This window comes from Streptococcus infantis (genome assembly GCF_047463615.1).
In the GTDB taxonomy this organism is placed as follows: Bacteria; Bacillota; Bacilli; order Lactobacillales; family Streptococcaceae; genus Streptococcus; species Streptococcus infantis_X.
Window position 1 is genome coordinate 33,503 of record NZ_JASHDO010000010.1, and the last position, 21,011, is coordinate 54,513.

Here is a 21,011-nt window from a genome sequence, read left to right on the forward strand (position 1 = left end):
TGATTTTTAACGATAAATCGTTTTCATAACAATCTTACTCAAAGATTCCTGTAAACCAGCGTCTTTTGCAACTAAATAACCAGGCAAAAGAACATTTTTTTGTTCATTTTCATAACGAATGACAACAGGAATTTGTCCCTTATTCTGATCTAAAATATGATAAATTTCAGAATCATGATCATGATTAGCTACCTGAATCCAAAAACGCTCACTCACTGCTTCTTTGAGACTATTTAAGATTAGTTGAAGACGACCATCTCTAGCCTGAACTTTTCCATTTAGATAGTAGAAGCTTCCTTCGTGTAGAAAATCTTTGAATTGCCGGTATCGATCTGCAAATACTGTAACTTCTAACTTAGTCTTACTATCACTGACTTGTAAGAAGGCCATATTTTCACCTTTTTTTGTCCGAATGACACGAATAGATTGGATCTCAACAAGAACAGTAGTCGCTTGTCCTTCAGATAGCTCTCTTAAGCTTGTGATGGGGTATAAAGGATTCTTAGATAACTGTACCAAAGGATGCTGACTGATCCCAACTCCTAACCACTCCTGCTCCTTACGGAACTTCTCAACTTCTGTAAAATCTTCAGTCTCAATCCAATTGTAACTACTATCAGCAAATAAACTTCCTAGTTCTTCCACAAAAATGAACAGAGTAGGTAAGTTGGATAAGATTTTTTGGCGATTTTTTTCAAAACTATCAAATAAACCAATCTCGACCAGAGGTGTCAATAGACTTAATTTCTGATAATTTTTAGGTAAGCGTGTGACAAAATCTTCAACACTTGTAAAAGGACGATTGTCTAAGATCCAATAGGCAAAATCACGAGGCATTCCCTTGATACTCTTTAAGCCCAAATGAACTGTTTTTTCTGCCAGCTTGTCCTGAAAAGGTACCGTATTGATAGATGAGGGCGCAAGTTCAAAGCCCATCTCAAGAGCATCGAGGATATAGTCTCCACTTGCATAATTGAGCATTACTTGATAGAAGATTGCTGGATAATGTGTCTTAAAGTAGGCAAGCTGAAAGGCTAAAGCTGCATAAGCATAGGCATGGGAACGGTTAAAACCATAACCAGCAAATTTTTCCATGACAGCAAAAACCTGCTGAGCCTGCTCTGCTCCGTGGCCTTTTTTAAGGGCACCTTGAATGAAGCTCTCTTGCATTTGATGCATTTCCGCAGCATTCTTTTTCCCCATAGCCCGACGTAAAATATCGGCCTTTCCAAGACTAAAGCCAGCGTAGCGTTGGGCTACTTGCATCACCTGCTCTTGATAGAGCATGATACCATAGGAAGGAGCTAAAATATCTTCTAGCACAGGATCAAGAACTGTTACCTTTTCTTTGCCATGTTTTCTAGCAACAAAGTTATCGATATAGTCGCTTGCTCCAGGTCTGTTAAGAGAAGTCGTTGCCACTACTTCTTCAAAGCTTTCAGGCTTCACGCGCTTTAATAAGCGAATAGCACCAGGTTGTTCAAACTGAAAGATTCCCTTTGTCTTCCCAGCTGCAAAAAGAGCCAAAGTTTCCCTATCCTCAAGGTCAATATCCTCAATCTTTAGCTGAATTCCTTGAGTTTCAAATAAGAGCTCCTGCATTTTTTGAGCGAAGGTGAGGTTTCGTAAGCCCAAGAAATCCATCTTGAGCAAGCCATTTCCTTCAACTCCATGAGCATCATACTGGGTAATGAGCATATCCTCACCATACTTAAGAGGAATATAGTCCGTTAGATTTTTGTCACTAATCACGATACCCGCAGCATGGATGGAAGTTTGCCGAGGATAGCCTTCTATATTTTTAGCAATTTCAAAAGCCTTTTGGTACTCAATCTTACCTTGAATCAGTTGTCTAAATCCTAGATTCCCTTCATAGGCGCTTGTCAAGGTATCTTTAAATCCAATTTTTTTGGTTATGGATGTCAACTCATACTCGGGAACACCATACCGTTTAAAAACATCTCTGATGGCCTGTTTAGCACCAAAGGTTGAGTAGGTGACAATCTGAGCAGCGTGAATACTACCATAACGGTCACGAACATAGCGAATAAACTCTGGACGATAGATATCGGGAATATCAATATCGATATCGGGCATGGTATAACGTTCACGATTTAAAAAGCGCTCAAAGATAAGATTCTTAGCTACAGGATCAATACCAGTAATATTTAAGGCATAGGCCACTAGACTTCCAACTGCAGACCCACGTCCCATTCCCATATAATAACCCTGAGAACGACCAAAACGTAAGAGATCCCAGACAACCAAGAAATAGTCATCGAATCCCATGTCATGAATCACAGATAGTTCTTCTTCCAAACGAGACTGATAAACTGAATCTAGTAAGCCTTTCTGTTCCAAGCCCTTAATAGCTCTCTCCCTTAATTCCTCAACAGCTGGTCTCTCTGGATTGAAACGAGGAAGCTTGAGGCTACTATCAATCTCATAGGAAGCTTCCTTGATTAATCTTGCAAGATTTTCAAGCGCGAGTGGAAATTTCTCTAAAAAAATCTGTTCTAAACGGTCAGCAGGTAAAAACAAGCCTTGTTGCGCTTGAACATCTACCTCTCGTAAGGTCACATTTTCCTTAATCGCCTTGAGCATTTGAAGCGTTTCTAAATCCTCAGGTTCGAAAGAATTAACACGATAAAGTGGTAGGATGGGTTGAGAAAAATTCGACTGAGCTGTATCTGGATACACCCCGATATAATAATCATGTCCCAAATCTAAGTGAGCTATTTCATGGAAATAGGGAACAATAACACAAACATCTTCTAGATAGGGAGAAAAATCAGTCCATTCCTTTTTACCTGTCATTTTTTGACTCGAAAGTTTCATGAGATTTCGATAACCATGATTTGATAGGGCTAGAAAGCGCAGATCAATCAGTTCCTTCTTATGATGAACGGTCATCTCAAGTCCTAATAAGGGCTGGATTCCTTGCTTTTGGCACTCTTTGATAAAATAATAGGCTCCATAGAGATTGTCAACATCCATGATTCCAAGTGCTGAGTAGCCGTATGCTTTCCCTTGGTCAACATACTTCTGAATGGAAATCATACTCTCCATGAAACTATAAACCGTTTTTGTATCAAGTTGTGCAATCACTCGCTATCACCTCCCTTTTTCTTCTTATATTATACCATTTTAGAAAATAGAAAAACAATTTCTTTCTTCCCTTGTAGAAAAAAGAACCACAGCTGAATTAACTGTGATTCTCACTTATCATTCTATTTCCAAGATAGGATTTGTAGCTGTCAGGTGACTGATCTTGCCACTAACACCGAAATATTCCTCAATTTTAGTATGTAATTCTAGCATTGCTTCCCGAGCTCTTGATGCCTGTTCTTCATTGATAGCTTCAATGACTAAAACAGCATCTTTGGTTTCTTCTGTTAACATGGTTCTTTGGGCTTCACGCCAGTTTAAACACCGACAAACCGCACCTTGTTCATCAAAATAAATCATTTCATCAGCTAAGGCAGGAGCATCACTTTCAGCCCCTAGTGGAAAGAAGGATTCATTCCCTTGAGCTCTCCCAAGACATAAGTCACCAACAATCTTAGCTAAATCCTCTCCCCCACAAGGAACAGCGTAAGAAAGTGAAACACTATTATAGATATCTACCAAAGGATTTATTGGATTAAATTCTCTTCCTTGACTTACACGCTTTAATAAGGCTTCGATAGAAGAACGAGCACCTTTTTTGGTTTTGAATTTTGTGAATGCCTGACGCCATTCTTGAATCACTTCATTCTGAGTGAAATTTTCATCTGCTATAAAAGTCTGAGCTTTTTTTGCTCCTTCATCTAGTAAAGCTTTAAAATATGGATCCTCATTCTCATCAATAGTATTGTTGAGACCTTTTACCACCAATACAGAGATTTGAGCATCTGGAAATAGTTGCCAAAAATCATCTTTTACATGAACTTTCATGACCTTGTCTCCATTCTTTTTCTTTCATTCTACCACAAATTCAAAAAAAGAGTCTGGGACAAAAGTCCTAGCCTCTCAATTATCTTTGGATTTTCGAGCAAGACGCAGTGGTTGAGTGGGCTCTACTACACTGATTTCATCAGCTTTTACAGCCCTACTCAACTGTGCGGAGGTGGGACGACGAAATCGAATTCTAACGAATTACCGATTTCTGTCCCACTCTCACGAACTATAATGAATTTTCACGAATCACTTCTACCTTGTATCCATCTGGATCTTTGATAAAGTAATAGTTTGGTTGAGTCCCTGGAAGTCCATTAGGTGCTGTCACTTCGTATCCTTTGTCGCTATGTTCTTTGTGAAGAGCCTCAAGATCAGGTGTACTTAGGGCGATGTGAGCAAAACCGTCACCGACAACATAAGGTCCATGATCATAGTTGTAAGTCAACTCCAACTCATAATCATCACCTTCAAGTCCAAGATAAACAATAGTGAATGCATAGTCTGGAAAGTCTCTACGACGTAATTCCTTAAAACCAAAAGCATCCTGATAAAAAGCGATTGATTTTTCAAGATTTTCAACTCGCAAGCAAGTGTGTAGCATTTTAGAAGCCATTTCATTACCTCTTTCATTTTAATAATTCTATTATACTCTTATTTAGGAAAATTTACTAGGAAATTAAACCATAGATCTTTACTCAATACTTCAGTTCCAGTCAGTACTCTCACCATTTTCCTTACGAATATTTCGTACAAGGACTATCAACAAGAGGATAAAGACTACTTCTAGAAAGAAGAAGGCAAACTCACTGTTCTGTAAAAGAATATCTGGTTCAATTTGTTTGCTAAGTAGCTCTAACGCCGGCCCAAAGAAAATTCTATAAAAACGTCTTAAGAAAATGAAGAGTTGTAAGCTATAAATCATAAAGATTTTTTTAACAGCTAAAGTCGAGCGCCTCTCTTTTGTAAAGTAAGACAAGGCAATTGCATTTATAAATAGTAATAAGCTTAAGGAAAATGTTTCTTTACTCATTATAAGTGGACTAAACAAGTTCACTCGGTTTTCAAAATATGGTACTAAACGAAACAATTGCAAACTCAAAAAACAAGGGATCCCAACTTCCTTAATACCGACTTCCTTCGCAGAAGCAGGCACACTGAAATCTATGAATTTATATAAGAAGAGGAAAAAAACATTTATAAATAGAAAGAAATACAGGAATAGCACAGCAATAACGAATTCGTTATGCAATATTAAGGAGGTTATGAATCCAGTAGTCAGCAAAAAACCAACAGAATGGATTTTATCAATAGGATAATCCCAAATAATTTTACTATCCACTTTTAGATCACCAATGAAAGTAAAAAGAGTAATGAAACATAGAGCAGCCATTAATCCAAGAGGTAATGAAGGGAGGAAAAAGATAAGAGACAAAATTCCTAGAACCCAAAAAGTTAAGTTGTAGTACAATTTTGGTTTTATCCATCTTGCAATCAACCCTGCTTCGATAATTCTTTGTTGCCTTTTCAATAAAAAGAAGTAAAAAAGTGATAGCATACCAATATAGACCCAGGTATTAGAACCAGCTTTTTCATTGAAACTTTGTATCAGACTAAAAATAGTCAGAAGCCCAAAGATAGCCAAAAGGTGCTTGTTTATTGCAGATAGTCCCTTTTCCCAAATCATAAAAGGTACTATTGACTTGGGATAACAGAGTTCGTAGGCATAAGCAGTCATCTCTTCTAGTTTTTGATCGGTTTCCTCTGTCATCATCTGAGGGGATATTTTTGACGTAGGAAATACTCCAAGAATATATCTCAAGAGTTGTCCATCTTTGAAGCGATGATACTCCCTATACAACTGCTCCAAAAAGACAGTAATTATTCGAGGTTTGACTTTAAGATATTCCTTCCACTTATCCCAGTCATTGATGAGATCATCACTACTTATTATCCTTTCTACAAGAAGATAGCCCTCATGATACCAGTACTCAAAATTTTCTTTTTTATTTAGTTCAAATTCCTGTACTAGAGCAGGATAAGATTGAACAATTTTCCAGAATTGCAGTTTCTTCAAATAGAAACTATCTTTTTCAGTACTGTAGTTCTCTACAAATGGAAGAATCAGAGACAAAACTTTAGTATTTGTTAGAGGATAGACATCAATCTTTTCTAATAAAGCAAGTAATATTGATTTGTCCTCTACCTGCTCAAATAGGGTTTGCCAATCTCGTAAAAGGCTATATTCATCAGAATAGTAAGCATAGAGGAGATGATAAAAGGCTAGCTCAACCTCTTCAGAATCTGCGAGAGAGAATTGTTGTAAATCAATCTTTTCATTCGATTCCTCTTTTAATACCTCAATGTAAGCTACTAATTGTTCGTAGGAATCTTCATCCACTTCATCTAAATTTTGCTTGATTTTCTCAAGAATGTAGCTTAAAACTGAAATACTCTCGATTATTTGGCATTTTCGATTCACTTGAAAGAGAACTATGCTAGAAACATAAGGGTGTTTAAAGTAATCTATCCAAGTTCTGATTTGATTTGCTTTTTGACAATCATTCAAAATATCTTGACACCAAAGATAAGAATCGTAAAATTGATCAGTTTCCTTTTTTGCAGTTTCCATAGGACTGCCATTTTCTTTGGCAATAGCCCTTCGATTTTGCCAATACTTGAGCTTATAATAGTAGCCCCAGTCTCGATAATCGATCATATATTCTTCTAAGAGAGGAAGTAAGATAGCAAAATGTTCATATCGATTGAAAATATAGACATCCATTTCTTCGAGGACTGCTTTTACAATATTCATGCTATAGCGGTAATGGTAAAAGAACTGCTGCCACAGATTTGCTTGCTCTTCAAAGCTATAGTCAGCATTCCCTAATATACTATCAATAGATGTTCGAATTAAATAGGCAGTATCTCTATAGTCGCTAAAATCAAGCGAGCTTGATTCTTCTTGCTCCTGCTGTGATTCCTTTTCATACTCAAAAGTATCAAAGTTGGGTGAATTCACTCTTGTTTCATTTGACTTCTCTTGTCTCTGCCATTGATGCTGTTCAAAACCAGTTCTTGTATCAGATTCTTGGCCAATTTTACTAGATCGTGCATAAGCTAAAGCTTCTTGGTAAGCTTGAACAATTTCTTGATAAAGTTCCGGTTGGTCTTCTGGATGGTATAAGCGAACCAGTTCAGCGTAGCGTCTCCTGATAACCTTGACATCTTGAGTTGGCTCTATCCCTAAAATTTTCCAAATATTCATACCATCGCCTTCCTATAATCCTCTCTCTAAAAGTTCCAAGTAACTAGAGAAAGCTTGATAGATTTTAGGAAGATGGTGAATAGAGGAATGTTTAACATCTTCCTCAAATTGCCTTGTGGCTGTCATCAGTTCTTCCCTTTTTACTCCTAAAATCATGCTGTAGAGACGATTGGCTTTCTCAATCAAGAAGCGATAGACCTCTGTTTCCTGAGCATTAATCTTATAACGAGCCAAGGCGTCTTGTGTTTCCTTAATTTCTTGATCTGTCAAAGTAATGCTCTCTTGCAAGATGACATGATTGAAAACTTCCTGTGTTGTATCTATCTTCACTTCAACATCTAAAATACCATTCAAATCATAGGTAAAGCGAACAGTAAGCCCTTCATGTTCCTTATGATTGATGGGAACTGGAACATCAAGTTCCCCCAGGAACAAGTTTTGAGAAGCCTTCATCATCTCTCCTTGATAGACCTGTACTTTCACATGACTTTGTCCCAGTTCTGATGTGTAATATTGTTCAACACGTGATGTAGGTAAAGTAGAATTACGCTCGATAATTGGTGAAAAATGACCACCAACAATCTCAATTCCAAGTGTAAATGGGCAGATATCAGACAGCAGTAAGTCACGTATTTCTCCCTGACGCTCCTTGATTCCTGCAAGAAGGGCACACCCTTGTGCAATCATTTTATCAGGATCCCCTGATACTTCAACCTCTTGATTGATACAGAATGATAGAAAATCTTGCACCAATCTTAATTTTGAAGTACCTCCAACAAGAATAAAATTATCAGATGAAACCTGACTATTGCGAGCATCCATCAAGGCTCGATCCAAAACAGCCTTAATGCGCACTAGTAGGGGCTGACAAAGTTCGTAAAAACGTTGATAGCTTAAGTCGAGCTGATATTCTTTATTATGGTCAAAGACGGACATCCGGACTTCTTCTTTTTCATTTAAGTCTAATTTTGTTTTCTCAGCCTGTAGTAGGATTTTACTATAGAACTCTCGCGAAATAGACTCCTTTTTTAATTGATTAACATCCATGAATTCCTCAGCAATTGTTGCAGTGAAGTCTTCTCCTCCCAAGCGATTATCTCCTGCGATAGAAACAATCTCAACAACATTATCAAACAACTCAACTACTGAGATATCCAGCGTCCCACCACCAAAATCGACTACGATAAAAGAGGCATCATCAATCTCAGTCTCTAATTTTTTAGCAAGAGCAGCTGCGGATGGTTCATTAATAATGCGGTCAATTTTAATACCTGCAAATTTTCCTGCTAGTTTTGTCGCATAACGTTGAGCATCGTTAAAATAAGCTGGTACACTGACAATGACTTCATCTACTTTTTCACCAAGGAAAGTCTCTGCATCATCTACCAACTTACGAATAATAAAAGAACTTAATTCTTCAGCCGTATAAGAGCTATTTCCCAATAAGATTTTATGACTGGTTCCCATAAAGCGTTTAAATTGAGCAATTGTTTTATCTGGATGAGTAACCAATCGTTCCTTTGCAATTTTCCCTACAATGATTTGGTCATTATCGTCCAATGCAACAACAGATGGAGTTAAATATTCTCCAAATGCATTTGGAATTAGTTTTACTTGACCATCTTGATAAACACCTACCAAAGAGTTAGTCGTTCCTAAATCAATACCTACAATCATCTTGTCTAAACTCCATCTTTTTCTAGATATTTCTATTATACAGGAAAACTCCTACTTTTGAATAGTAAATCTTTCCTCCTATATTTAAATCCAATTTATAAGTATTAAAAGAAAAAGAAAAAGTTTCAATCCAACTCCAATGGTTAAAAACCAAAAGAGCCAGAATGAAACTTTTAATAATTATTTACCAAGTTTTGCTTTAGCTGCATCTGCAAGAGCTGTGAAAGCTGCTGCATCGTTAACAGCCAAGTCAGCAAGCATTTTACGGTTAACTTCGATCTCAGCCAATTTCAAACCATGCATCAATTGTGAGTATGAAAGTCCGTTCATACGAGCTGCCGCGTTGATACGTGTGATCCACAATTTACGGAAGTCACGTTTCTTTTGACGACGGTCACGGTATGCATAGTAGTAAGAGTTCATTACTTGTTCTTTTGCAGTACGGAACAAGATATGTTTAGCTCCATAGTAACCTTTTGCTAATTTAAGAATACGTTTACGACGTTTGCGTGATACAACGCCACCTTTAACACGTGCCATTTATATTTCCTCCAAATATTTCCTAGAATTCTTTACTTACAAATACTCGATTATTTCAAGCGAGTAAGCATTGCTTTGATACGTTTGAAATCTCCTGCATGCACCATAGATGCTTTACGAAGATGACGACGTTGTTTTTTAGTTTTTCCGTGGAAACGGTGAGATGTGTAAGCACGGAAACGTTTAAGTCCACCAGAACCTGTACGTTTGAAACGTTTAGCTGATGCGCGGTGTGTTTTTTGTTTTGGCATGATTTTTTCTCCTTTATTTAACTTTCTGACAATTATTTTTTGTCAGTTGCTGGGGCCAACTGCATGAACATTTGGCGTCCATCCATTTTAGCACGTTGTTCGATGATAGCAATATCTTGAGTTGCTTCAGCGAAGTCGGCTAAAACTTTTGCACCAATCTCTTTATGGGTGATCATACGCCCCTTAAAGCGAATGGATACCTTCACTTTATTCCCTTTTTCAAGGAATTTGCGAGCATTGCGAAGTTTAGTTTCGAAGTCACCCTTGTCAATAACTGGGCTCAAACGAACTTCTTTCACGGTAACAACGCTTTGTTTCTTGCGTTGTTCTTTTTGTTTCTTCTGGTACTCAAATTTGAACTTGCCGTAGTCCATAATTTTTGCAACAGGAGGTTTAGCTTGAGGTTGAATGAGAACCAAGTCCACATTAGCTTCGTCCGCAAGTGCTTGCGCTTCGCTTAGTGGTTTGATACCCAATTGCTCACCTTCAAGACCGATTAAGCGAACTTCGCGTACACGAATTTCATCATTGATGAATAAGTCTTGCTTTGCTATGGTTTTCACCTCTTTTTTTAGTTTAGAGAAAAACAAGAGCGGACTTGCTAACGCAAATCCGCACTACATGATTATAGTTCATTTCTGAAACTTGATCCGTAGGGGCCAGACAACGTTAGTCGCAAGGCGAGAAGTTCTCACTTCTGCTTTTCTCAACTTTTATATAATATCAAGTTTTCCCCTACTTGTCAAGATAAAAACTATCTTTTTTTAATTTTTTTCTATTTTATCGACTTACAAACTATTGATTACGAGAATAGTAAATCTCATGTGGCTTCAAACGAGTATTCAGTAGCTCTGATACAGTCACGAAACTATAGCCTTGTTCCTGTAAATACTCAATTACTTTTGGTAGCGAATTAACTGAAGGCTGATGGATATCGTGTAATAAAATAATAGACCCATCGCTCGCTTGGTGTTGGATTTCTGTAAAAATAGCAGCTTCATTTTTACTCTTCCAATCCAAACTATCCACATCCCATAAGATAAAACTTAAATCAAGGCTATTGCGAATATCATCTGAAATCGCACCATATGGCGGACGCATCAATTTTGAACTTTTTCCAAGGACATTAGTAATTGCAGCTTCTGTATCCGTAATTTGTTTCTTGGCGTCTTCTAGGGAAAGTTGCGTCAAGACTGGGTGGTTCCAACTATGGTTTCCAACTTCATGACCTTCATCCTGCATACGTTTGAGAATTGCCTCATTTCCTGCGATGTTCTTACCTTGGACAAAGAAAGTTGCTTTAATTTTGTATTTAGCCAAGGTATCCAATGCCTGTGGTGTTGTATTTCCATCAGGTCCATCATCAAAAGTAAGAGCAACTACTTTTTTATTCTTCTCAGCTTGGACAGTTTTATAAAGTTCTGCGTCTTTTTCTGTTAAGTAAGATGCTTCGATAAAATCAAAGAAATTGGAGATCGGCATTGCAATTTCTTCTCCATTACCCGATTGTTTGGTTGGGTAAAGAAGCAACTGGCTATCCTTATAGGCAAACTTCCAGGTTGTCAAATCCATAGCTGAAAAATCAGCTATTACTTGATCGACAAGCGTTTGCTCAACCTTTTTGTCAAGGAGTGTAGTCTTGATATCCTCTAGTAACTTTTCCTTAGCCTTGCTGGCATCTGTAAAGAGCTGATCAAGAGTGAAAGGATTACCATCTTCTTTAAGGTAAAGTTGTTCCAATGAAGTGTTTTCCAATTCAACAACATTAGAATTACTTACGTCATAGGCCTGTTTTTTTATAAGGTGACTCTCAATACCTTTGATAGAGGATGAATCTTTCTCAGAGTAGTAAAAGATCAAATGTTCTTTATCTTCTACCTTATCCGTGATATCTTTTACTATGATATCCTGAACAGAGGTAATGACCTTGTCCCCCGTCATAGGATAATAGGTGACAACCTCTGTCTTCCCCTTACGAAAATGGTCCTTCTGACTTCCTTTTAAATAGGAATCATCCTTTTCTTTTTTCAGTGCTTCAATTCTTTGTTCAAAAGCTTGCTTGGTCAGAACTTGATAAGCGATAGTTCCACCTAATGCTATGATTGTGAAAAATAGAAGCCCCACAGTAATCCATAAATTTCTTTTCTTCTTGTCGTTTGTTCTACGGTTAGTTCTCTTTTTTGTCATAGTCTTATCATATCAAATCAAAACTATAATTTCAATGAAAAATAGGAAAATGTCCATTTTTTAGGAAAAGAAAGGTAAAAGAAAAGTCCTGGATTTCCATAGGACTTTTTTTGATTTTATTAGAAACGAATAGTTTCTCTTGTTTTTTCATAAGAAGAAACGAAGCGATTTGTTACTCCTGGTTCAGCTACTTCCAAAGCTTGGGAAATCTTTTCGAAAGCTGCTTGATAATCAAAAGCATTTTCAAAGATTTCTAAAGATTCGTGGAAGGCTTGTTGGATCCCTTCATCAAATGATCTGTAGCGATTAGAGTATTGAAGCAATTGTTCAGTCAAGGTAGCGTATTGTACGATGCTGTATGTCTCTGTTTCCAGAATTTCCATATCGTGAGTCGCGATTTCTAGGATACGGTTGACAGACTCAATGTTGACTTGCGACTGTTCTAACTCTGCCATCAAGTCTTCGGTACTGTGGCTAGCTGCAAAGAACAATTTCAAGAAGTTCTGTGGTATTCCTGGAAGATTTCTCTTTTCCATGTATCGCTTAATGGTGTGGAGGCGATTAACGTAGACATTTGCTTTTTGACGAGCGTTGACATCGTCTTTTTCAATTTGCACCAGACGTTCACTAACTGAAACTTGATCATCTTCAATTTCTTTTAATGTAGCTTGAACATTTTCTAAACGTTCTTCTAATACAGAGTAAGCTTCAGAATATTCCTCTTGTTCTGAGGTCATATCACTGATAGTGATTTCTAAAGAATCTAGGTCTGCTTGAAGACGACGGACGTGATTTACATCACTCTCAGACATCAAGTAGGTCTTGCTCAAGCGTTCAATATCTTTCACCAAGACCTGATTGTTATCTTTTAAGTGGTCAAGATAGGTTGGAAGTGTTGCTAACAAGTTCTCAACAACCTTATGGGAAGCAATCTCTCTCGTAAAAATATCATAAAGAGCATTGATTTCTTCTTGAATCTGAGTATTTTCATATTCAGCATTGTCCAATTCCAATTTTTTAATATTTTCTTGGTTGTTCTTCAATGCTTCATACAATAACTGCAAACGAGATTCAATGTCAGTTTCTACAAAGTGATAGTTGGCATCAAGCAACTTACGATAGCCAGCCTCTAGATCTTCCAATTGGTCTGGTAGACTAGTTGTTAGATCAGCAACAATTGCAGGAATTCTATCCACAATATGAGTCAAGGCAAGGATATGATTTTCAGCATTATCCAAAATACCTGCTGCCTCAACTGGATCTCCTGAAGAGTTCAAGGTTACAAACTGAGAAAACTCTGATTGGATGTTCTCCAATTGTCTTTCAATTTCAGGAAGTGCTTGACCATATTTTTCAGAATCTTCAGCAACTGTCATTTGTAAGCTTTCAAATAAATCTAAAGCGTGAAGGACACGGCCACTGTTTTTTGATTCTTGTTTTTCTAACTCTGCCAAAGCATTTCGGATAGATGCAATATCTTCTTCGATTAGAGTAATTTGGCTTTCAATTTGGTCAATTTTGTGTTGAGCTTTCAGGAAGCGGAAAGAGCTATTGTAGCCTTCTGCTTCAAAGAGATTGTTCTCAATATCCGCAAATGAGTTGAGGGATAGGTCTACCCATTTTTGGTTCCATTCTCTAAAGGCAACCTGACTTTGACCAATCAGGTGCATATTTTTAACGGCTTCTACTTCATCGTTTACTGGAAGGTTATATAACTCTTCCTTTCTTTCTTCTAGTACTGCAAGCCTACCTTCATTGCGTTTGCGTAACAAAATCGCTACAACATAAGCAATAATCAGTAGAGTCGCGATTACAATCATAATAATAATCAACAGATTATCAGACATATCAAACTCCTTTTTATACTTGAAACAATTGTAATGATTATATCATATTTTTCAGACCATGGGAACTATTTCCCAATTTTTTTAGACGTCAAGCGTACTGTAAACAGCATTTTCTTCAATAAATTCTCGACGTGGTTCTACACGGTCACCCATGAGCATATCAAAGATTTTATCTGCTTCTGCAGCATCATCCACTGATACACGCGCCATGAGACGGTGTTCAGGATTCATAGTTGTTTCCCAAAGCTGATGATCATCCATTTCTCCGAGACCTTTATATCGCTGAATAGTTGGTTTGGCACGACCTTCACTATAGCGAGCTAAGGCTTCCTGGAGACGGATTTCTTGATCTGCCCCAGGTTGGATGTATTCTTTAATTTCACTGCCGACCTTAACACCGTAAATTGGTGGTTGGGCGATATAAACATAACCTGCTTCTAAAACGGGTTTCATATAACGATAAATCAAGGTTAACAAGAGGGTACGGATGTGAGCTCCATCGACATCGGCATCCGTCATGATAACCAGTTTTTGGTAACGGGCCTTGCTGACATCAAATTCAGCACCAAAGCCTGTTCCCATAGCTGTGAAAAGACTGCGGATTTCTTCATTAGCTAAAATCTTATCCATGCTGGCCTTTTCAACGTTGAGGATTTTACCACGAATTGGTAAAATCGCTTGGAATTCACGATCACGACCAGACTTTGCAGAACCTCCCGCTGAGTCTCCTTCGACGATGAAAAGTTCAGTTTCAGCTGGATTGTTTGAGGAACAATCTGCCAACTTACCTGGAAGGTTTGAAATCTCTAAACCAGATTTCTTCCGAGTAACTTCACGCGCACGCTTGGCAGCAACCCGCGCTTTCGCAGCCAAAATCCCTTTTTCTACGATGCGTTTAGCAATCTGAGGATTTTCCATCAAGAAGTCTGAAAATGCTTCACTAAAGAGGCGGTTGGTAATCTTTACAACTTCACTATTTCCAAGTTTAGTTTTCGTTTGTCCTTCAAACTGAGGATTTGGATGCTTCACAGAGATAACAGCAGTCAATCCTTCACGGACGTCCTCACCTGTAAGGTTATCCTCGTTATCTTTTAGGAGTTTGTTCTTGCGAGCATAGTCATTGATGACACGAGTCAAGGCTGTACGGAAACCTTGTTCATGGGTTCCACCTTCATGGGTATGGATGTTGTTGGCGAAACTCATGACATTTTCATGGTAACCCGTTGTGTACTGCATTGCGACTTCGACTGTGATGTCATCCATTTCACCGTCTGTGTAGATGGGATTTTCAAAAATGACATCCTTGTTTTCGTTGATGTACTCAACGTAGCTAGCAATCCCACCTTCGTAGTGGTAATGTTTGGTTTGCTCTTGACCTTCTCGTTTATCTGTAATAGAAATCTGAAGACCACGGTTAAGGAAAGCAAGTTCCTGCACCCGTTTGTTTAATCTGTCAAAGTCAAACTCAGTAGTTTCTGTAAAAATCTCTGGATCTGGTGTGAAGTGAACGGTTGTTCCAGTACGATCCGTATCACCGACCACTTCAAGGTCTGCTACTACATGCCCTCGACGGTATTCTTGATAATGGATTTTTCCATTTTTATGAACATGAACATCTAATTGAGTTGAGAGGGCATTTACAACGGATGAACCTACACCATGGAGTCCACCTGAAACCTTGTATCCGCCACCGCCGAATTTACCCCCGGCATGAAGAACGGTAAAGACTGTCTCAACAGCAGGTCGACCAGTTTTTTCTTGGATATCAACTGGAATCCCACGTCCATCATCGACAACCGTAATCGAGTTATCTGGTTCAATAAAGACTTGGATGTGACTAGCAAATCCTGCCAAGGCCTCATCGATAGAGTTATCTACAATTTCCCAGACAAGGTGGTGAAGTCCTTCTTTGGCAGTTGATCCGATATACATACCAGGACGCATACGAACGGCTTCCAGACCTTCCAAAACTTGAATCTGACTGGCATCATAATCCTGTGCCTGTTGGTTTTTGATTTCTTCTGTCATTTTTTTCCTTTTTCTTAAATTTCTAATACTTGTCTCAATGTCACGATATTTTCAAATAGATGCGTCGCAAAGCCTGCTGCTTGTCCAGCTTCAATATCGATAGGACGGTCACCAATAACGATACCAGAGCTTATCTTGTACTTATCTCGCAAATAGATCATAGACTCTGGATTTGGTTTTCTCTTAAAACCAGAGCTAGCTGTTACTACTTCTGTAAAATAGCCAGCAATACCAGTCTTTTCAAGGATATCCAAAACTTGGTCATTGCGATGCGAAACTAAAAAGTTCCGTCCTCCCTGGTCTGAGATTTCCTCCAATAAAGCAGGTACTCCCTCAAACAAGGCAGGATGTTCAAGCTCTCGCGCTTCGTTTTTCTTATATTTTTCTAAAAAATACTCTATTGTTGGGGCAAATTGGTCAATCGCAAAAGCAGTTGACACTTTCAAGGCATTGTAAACTTTATCATGTTCTTCTTCAATTCCAAATTGAGCTAATGTTTCCACAAAAGCCGCAGTCGAAGTCTCATAATTATCAAGTAAAGTTCCACCTAAATCCCAGATGTAATCGTGATATTTCATACCCTTCATTATAGCATTTTTTTATCAAAAAAGCGACGATTTCCTTCTATTTTAACAGTAAAAAACGAGAAGAATCCCCTAATTGATAGATTCCTCTCGTTTTAGTTAATCTAATCCAAACACATCACGATAGAGCATGGCTTCTCTCAAAGCATTTGCATCTCCACCAAGTTGTTCTACTAAGTTATAAGCAAAGGCAAGGGCAGTTGCTGGACCGCGACTGGTAATCAAGTGACCATCGACAACTACTGTTTCCTTTCGATAGTGACCATCAGCAATTTGCTCTTGGACACCATCATAGCAGGTGAACTCTTTGTCCTTGAGGAGACCGGCTCGATTCAGTACAATTGGTGCTGCACAAATGGCTGCTACTTTTTTTCCAACTTGCTCACATTTTTGAAGTTCAGCAATCAATTGCTCATTGTCACGCAAGTGAGCTGAACCTGGCATACCTCCTGGTAAGACAATCATGTCATACTCAGATAAATCACCATCAAACACACGATCTGCTTGTACTTGGATGGCATGTGATCCCGTCACTTGGGCTTCAAAACCAACCATATGACAAGTAATATTGGCACGACGTAATACGTCCACAACTGTTAGGGCTTCGATTTCTTCAAAGCCATCTGCTAAGATAACTGCAACTTTAGCCATGATTTACTCCTTATTTAACTTTTTTCAAAACAACTTTCTTCCGTTTAAATCTTGTCTTACCGCTCTTTTCATCAGCTAGATGCGTTTGATAACTCATGGATAGAAGCAGACCAACACCAATCAGATTACTGATAATGGCTGATCCCCCTTGGGAAATGAACGGCAGAGGAATCCCGGTCAGAGGAAGGAGGCCCGTCACTGCCCCAATATTTTCAAAGATATGGAACAAGAGCATCATAATAAATCCAGTTGAAATGTAGGTATAAAATTGGTTATTGGACTTCAGAGTGATTTTTAACATTCGATAGATAAGTAGGAGATAAAGTGTAATTACAAGGACAGATCCGATAAAACCAAAATCTTCTGCAATGACTGTAAAAATCATATCACTCTCACGAACGGGAATGAGGAGATTGGATACATTAAATCCTTGACCAAACAAACCTCCACTACCGATGGCGATTTGCCCTTGCGCCTGTTGATAGGTTGTCGTTTGTGCATAATCAAAGGGATTGAGCCAGGCAAGGATACGGTTAATCTGATAGGTTGGCATCCCGATCTGATGCATAAAAGCACGCCCATCTTTTGTGATAAAAATCGCCAAAAATCCTGCAATTCCCGATACAGCTGTTACAAAAATTGGAATGATGATTTTCCATGATACCCCAGAAAGCAAGACCATGCCCGCAAAGATGGCGACAAAGACCAGGGCCGTTCCTAGGTCACTCTGTAGGGCCAGTAAACCTAAGACTGGCAGCGTGAAGATAATCATCCACAGTATCAAGAGGAAGTCTAAAGGAATCGTTCGTTCACTTTCCTTGTGTTTCTGTGTGAATTGAACAATGACCCGAGCCAAGATCAGAATATAGGAAATTTTCATAAATTCAGAAGGCTGGAAAAGTGTCACTCCACCAATTGACACCCAGTTTTTCGCCCCTGTTGCTGCGACCAAACTAGGGTTATAGAAAACTAAGGGTAAGACCATTAGGACTAGACCTAGGGCGTAGAGATAGGGAGTCGCCTGCCATAAAAATTTTGTATTAAAGAACATGACTACAAAGCTGATAACAATTCCCAAGACAATCCATGCTAGTTGCTGACCGAGAATGGGCCAGATATTATGTGGATAGTCATGGCTGACAGCAATATAAATAGCTACCACTCCAATCACCAGCAAACAAAATACTGGTAGAATCAAACTATAATCGACTCGAGAGTCGAGAGAACGTTTCATAAAGGTCTCCTTCATTCTTTCAGATGTTTATTTCAATGTTTGTGTAAAAATTCTTGAACTTTTGAGAATACTTGCTCTTTGCCAACTTCTCTCACTCGACTAGTCTGTGACAAAGCCTTACTAATCTGCTTTCCATATCGCTTGCTTGTCATTCGGCTATCCAAGATCAGGACAGAGGAGCGCTGTCCAAGACGACGCATGGTTCTACCAATCGCTTGTTTGAGGCGAATAATAGCCATCGGCAGTTGATAGTCGTAGAAAGGATTTTTCCCTTCAAGACGCAGTTCCTGATTCATTTTTTTCGTAAAGGGATCTTCTGGATTTTGGAAAGGCAGGCGTGTCACCACTTCAATCACTCGAGGATGAGTCGCAAAATCAACTCCTTCCCAAAAACTACCTGTCCCTAGCAAGAGTTGAGAGTCTCCTCTTTCAAATCGTTTCTTGAGTTGAGCAGGATCTCCGTTCTTATACTGGGCTAGATGAGGCTGAGATAGAGAGTCAGACACCTGCAACAAAAGGTCTTTTGAAGTGAATAAAACGAGCATGGGTTCCTCAAGATAGGACAAATCTTCCAGCACTTCCACGAGAGCCTGAGCATAGTCTTCTTGGGAGGTTTCTGTCACCAATGGAAAATCCTTAACAACCAAGATTTCTTGATTTTCTTGAAAATTCTCATCCAATTTGTCAAAGGCTGCATGTGGGAATCCCATTAGTTCTGGTAAAGATACTCTGCTACTAATTTCCAAGGTCGCAGAGACAGCTAATAGCTGACAGCTTTCTGGAAAAATCTCCGAAAAGAGCAGACGTTGATTGCGACTGGAAGAAATGACAACCTTCTTGCTAGACAAGTCTGAGGCTGATAGACAAAATTCTCCATCAGTGCAGAAAAATCGCTGATAGTCCTGGAAACCTTGAACGTCTAGCTCAGAGAAATCCTGTTGGAGTTGTGCCATGGTTGTCGCAGGGCACATTCTTCGTTTGCCAGATAGGAACTGGTCCATCAAGTGACAAAGCTCAAAGCGAATACTCTCCATCAAGCGTCTCTGAAGCGTCCCTTTTTCTCGAACTAAGGCTTGATCTAGCTGGTCTACTATGTCGTTTAAAACGAAACTCTTCTGCGAAAGATTTTCCAAAGTTAATAAGATCTTCTGGGCCTCATCCAAGATCAAGAGACGGCCCTCTAGTAGACTGGGATCATCCTCAAGTCGGGTAACGAGATAGGCATGATTGGTCACAAGTAGCTGGCAAGAGCGAGCTTTTTTCTGCCCCCGTCTCCAAAAATCCTCTAACCAAAAGAGAGAAGCTTTGGGAAGATTACCATCATGCACCAGATTTGGTAAAAACTGCTGGTAGCGATAGAGCTGTCCAATCTCATCCAAATCTCCAGTTTCTGTTTCGGTCAACCAAACTAGAAGTTGCATCTTGAAACGTGTGTACAAGCGATTGGACTCTTCTTCCTCTAGTGCATGATGAAAGGCATCCAGTTTAAGATAATTCTTTGGTCCCTTAAGACTATGAATCGAAAGGTGAAAGACCTCTTCCAATCTACGAGCCTCTTCTTGCATGACTTGATTTTGTAAAACTTTAGTAGGAACACTAAGTAGAATTCCTTTTTCGTTTTCTTGTGATAAAGCGGGCAACAAATAGCCGTAGGTTTTCCCAATTCCGGTCTGAGCTTGCACAAAGGCAAGATTCTCATTCTGTAGAAAATCTTGAACCTTTTGAGCAAAGCTAGCTTGCGAGGCTCTATCTTCCAAATCCAACAAGGCAATATTGGTTTGGAAATCTTTTGAGAGTTTGCGTGGAGAAAGGGCTGGTTTTTCCTTTTTCAAAAACAGACCCTGCACCTCAACTAAGTCATGTTCTACAAGGATGGACTGCTTCTGATAAACTTCCTCAATGACCAGATAAGACTCATATAATAAACCATCTGACAAACTTAACAAGCGCTCCAATAAGCCTTTTGGCAATTGAAACATTTTTTGTCGCATACAGAGAAAGAGTTCTGCTGTTGCTTGGGCATCTGATAGGGCTGTATGGGCTTTTTCTAGTGAAATACCCAACTCTTGGCAGAGAATCCCCAGGTTATATTTTTCCAGCTGAGGATAAAACACCTGAGCCAACTCGACTGTATCGATACGGGGAGTGCGCAATTCATAGCCCTCAAAAAAGAGAAATTCTGCCAACAAATTGGCATCGAACTGGACATTGTGTGCAACAAAAACACCGTCCTTGACCAAGTCAAAAATTTTTCCAGCCACCTGAGAAAACTCTGGTGCCTCTGCTAGTCGCTGGTCGGTCAAGCCCGTTAATTCTTTGATATGAGAATCCAAAGGTTCGTGGGGATTGACATCCGTTGCATATTGTTCAACAATCTCGCCATTTTCAATGACCACGATTCCTACTTGGATAATTTTTGCCTTGCTTCCGGTACTGGTCGCTTCTAAATCCACGACAACATATCGATCATTTCTAAAATCCATCATTAAAAATTATATCAAAATTTACAGCATTTGACATCCATGAACTTTATTGGATGGGTCAAGTTTCTTGCAAGTTTTTTCAAAAAATGATTGAATAGAAGTGTAGAAAAGGAGGGACATCATGAACCCATTAGATTTGTTTAATCAAGTAAAAGAGCTAATCGAGAAAAAAGATTTAGCTGCAGCAAAAACCTTTGTCGAAGAAAACAAGGACCAACTCGGTGAGTATCTTAACCAAGCACAAGCTTTGGTTTCAGGCTCAGAAGGACTTAACGGTCTTGTAAATAAGGTCAAAGGCCTCTTCTAATAGTCAAAAGGCACCTGA

At 38.9% G+C, this 21,011-nt stretch carries 16 protein-coding genes and 1 other annotated feature; of the genes, 1 reads left to right on the plus strand and 15 read right to left on the minus strand.

Going from position 1 to position 21,011, the window contains the following annotated elements; all coding sequences use genetic code 11:
- Positions 1 to 6: 6 nt before the first annotated feature.
- The 15 genes from QM874_RS08580 to QM874_RS08650 all read right to left on the minus strand — a co-directional run bounded on the left by QM874_RS08580 (position 7) and on the right by QM874_RS08650 (position 20,689).
- Positions 7 to 3,108: a DNA polymerase III subunit alpha gene (locus QM874_RS08580; RefSeq protein ID WP_414316969.1), complete on the minus strand. Its 3,102-nt coding sequence runs from the start codon at positions 3,106 to 3,108 to the stop codon at positions 7 to 9.
- A gap of 117 nt (positions 3,109 to 3,225) precedes the next feature.
- Complete coding sequence (locus tag QM874_RS08585; RefSeq protein ID WP_414316970.1) at positions 3,226 to 3,936, minus strand: B3/4 domain-containing protein; 711 nt, start codon at positions 3,934 to 3,936, stop codon at positions 3,226 to 3,228.
- Positions 3,937 to 4,165: 229 nt separating this feature from the next.
- A complete protein-coding gene (locus QM874_RS08590; RefSeq protein ID WP_000157160.1) occupies positions 4,166 to 4,552 on the minus strand; it encodes a VOC family protein in 387 nt (128 codons plus the stop codon).
- Positions 4,553 to 4,642: 90 nt separating this feature from the next.
- The gene (locus QM874_RS08595) at positions 4,643 to 7,204 is read right to left on the minus strand and encodes a J domain-containing protein (RefSeq protein ID WP_414316971.1); all 2,562 of its coding nucleotides are present in this window, start codon (positions 7,202 to 7,204) and stop codon (positions 4,643 to 4,645) included.
- A gap of 12 nt (positions 7,205 to 7,216) precedes the next feature.
- Positions 7,217 to 8,881, minus strand: coding sequence for an Hsp70 family protein (locus QM874_RS08600; protein ID WP_414316972.1), 1,665 nt, complete (start codon positions 8,879 to 8,881; stop codon positions 7,217 to 7,219).
- A 180-nt stretch (positions 8,882 to 9,061) separates the two neighbouring features.
- Positions 9,062 to 9,421, minus strand: coding sequence for a 50S ribosomal protein L20 (gene rplT / locus QM874_RS08605; protein ID WP_000124834.1), 360 nt, complete (start codon positions 9,419 to 9,421; stop codon positions 9,062 to 9,064).
- 50 nt (positions 9,422 to 9,471) lie between these two features.
- On the minus strand, positions 9,472 to 9,672 hold the full coding sequence (gene rpmI / locus QM874_RS08610; protein ID WP_003003453.1) for a 50S ribosomal protein L35: 201 nt from the start codon (positions 9,670 to 9,672) through the stop codon (positions 9,472 to 9,474).
- 32 nt (positions 9,673 to 9,704) lie between these two features.
- Positions 9,705 to 10,235 carry a translation initiation factor IF-3 gene (infC, locus tag QM874_RS08615; RefSeq protein WP_006149857.1) on the minus strand — a complete coding sequence of 177 codons (531 nt, stop codon included), beginning with the start codon at positions 10,233 to 10,235 and terminating at the stop codon, positions 9,705 to 9,707.
- Positions 10,236 to 10,250: 15 nt separating this feature from the next.
- Positions 10,251 to 10,381 (minus strand) — a sequence feature (ribosomal protein L20 leader region).
- 86 nt (positions 10,382 to 10,467) lie between these two features.
- A complete protein-coding gene (gene pgdA, locus QM874_RS08620; protein WP_414316973.1) occupies positions 10,468 to 11,859 on the minus strand; it encodes a peptidoglycan-N-acetylglucosamine deacetylase PgdA in 1,392 nt (463 codons plus the stop codon).
- 119 nt (positions 11,860 to 11,978) lie between these two features.
- Positions 11,979 to 13,706: a septation ring formation regulator EzrA gene (ezrA, locus tag QM874_RS08625; RefSeq protein WP_414316974.1), complete on the minus strand. Its 1,728-nt coding sequence runs from the start codon at positions 13,704 to 13,706 to the stop codon at positions 11,979 to 11,981.
- A gap of 81 nt (positions 13,707 to 13,787) precedes the next feature.
- Positions 13,788 to 15,734, minus strand: a complete 1,947-nt coding sequence (gyrB, locus tag QM874_RS08630) for a DNA topoisomerase (ATP-hydrolyzing) subunit B (RefSeq protein WP_414316975.1) — start codon at positions 15,732 to 15,734, stop codon at positions 13,788 to 13,790.
- A gap of 14 nt (positions 15,735 to 15,748) precedes the next feature.
- On the minus strand, positions 15,749 to 16,312 hold the full coding sequence (locus QM874_RS08635; RefSeq protein WP_414316976.1) for an HAD family hydrolase: 564 nt from the start codon (positions 16,310 to 16,312) through the stop codon (positions 15,749 to 15,751).
- A gap of 105 nt (positions 16,313 to 16,417) precedes the next feature.
- Positions 16,418 to 16,969 (minus strand): DJ-1 family glyoxalase III, encoded by a 552-nt coding sequence (locus QM874_RS08640; RefSeq protein WP_414316977.1) that lies wholly within the window; start codon positions 16,967 to 16,969, stop codon positions 16,418 to 16,420.
- A 10-nt stretch (positions 16,970 to 16,979) separates the two neighbouring features.
- A complete protein-coding gene (locus QM874_RS08645; protein ID WP_414316978.1) occupies positions 16,980 to 18,203 on the minus strand; it encodes an FtsW/RodA/SpoVE family cell cycle protein in 1,224 nt (407 codons plus the stop codon).
- A gap of 32 nt (positions 18,204 to 18,235) precedes the next feature.
- Positions 18,236 to 20,689: a bifunctional DnaQ family exonuclease/ATP-dependent helicase gene (locus tag QM874_RS08650; protein WP_414316979.1), complete on the minus strand. Its 2,454-nt coding sequence runs from the start codon at positions 20,687 to 20,689 to the stop codon at positions 18,236 to 18,238.
- Positions 20,690 to 20,807: 118 nt separating this feature from the next.
- Between QM874_RS08650 and QM874_RS08655 the strand changes: the two genes are divergently transcribed.
- Positions 20,808 to 20,993 carry a hypothetical protein gene (locus QM874_RS08655; protein WP_045762893.1) on the plus strand — a complete coding sequence of 62 codons (186 nt, stop codon included), beginning with the start codon at positions 20,808 to 20,810 and terminating at the stop codon, positions 20,991 to 20,993.
- The last annotated feature ends 18 nt before the right edge of the window (positions 20,994 to 21,011 follow it).